This window comes from Halorubrum tibetense, assembly GCF_042661865.1.
GTDB classification, from domain to species: domain Archaea; phylum Halobacteriota; class Halobacteria; order Halobacteriales; family Haloferacaceae; genus Halorubrum; species Halorubrum tibetense.
The window spans coordinates 1-631 of the sequence record NZ_JBHSWW010000626.1; the positions used below are offsets into that span (position 1 = coordinate 1).

The following is a 631-nucleotide window of genomic DNA, read 5'->3' on the forward strand; positions in this document are numbered from 1 at the left end:
TGGAGTAGTGCCGGTAGGCAATATTAGCCAGCCAGCGGTTGCCCGTGCCAAAGTAAATACCGAGCCCTAACTGTGATTGAAAGACAAAGTGATTGGCCTGTCTTCGCTCACCTAATTGGGTTTCGCTCAAATAGGTAGGGCCTAAAGTGCGCACATAAAAATACGGCTGGCTATTGCCGAGTTTCGGAAGTGCTAAGTTGAGTTGTGGGTAGATCGAAAATGCAAGCATGCGCTTGTGTTCGTCGGTATTACTGGTTAGTTGTGCCACCCCAGTACCAATAAATAAGCTTTGTTTTTCCGTAAAAATGTGGCGATAGACATGCAGGTCGATACCAACCGCAGTATTTTTTTGATGTTCCGTGTGTGGTTGTTTGCCACCGCCGGCGTAGAGCATTAGCTCAAGGTTTTCGCGAGCAGCCTCGGGCGCTGGGCTCGCCTCGCCGGACAATGTTACGCTCACGCAGCTGATGAAAAGCGCGGTGGAGAGTGGCGCGCTGGCACGCGGCCAACAAACCGGCAATAGGGTCATAGGTGTTATGTTTCCGAAAAGCGGCTAAGGTCTAAGCGCCGATGTATTTTACGTTAGCGTAATTGCATTGAGCGCCAGCCGCAACTTGCCGTTGTGAGTACC

1 protein-coding gene is annotated in these 631 nt (G+C 51.0%); it reads right to left on the bottom strand.

Annotated features, from left to right (window positions below):
- A partial coding sequence (locus tag ACFQEU_RS17375) for an acyloxyacyl hydrolase (protein WP_379784192.1) occupies positions 1-529 on the bottom strand: 529 nt, incomplete at its 3' end.
- Positions 530-631: the final 102 nt, after the last annotated feature.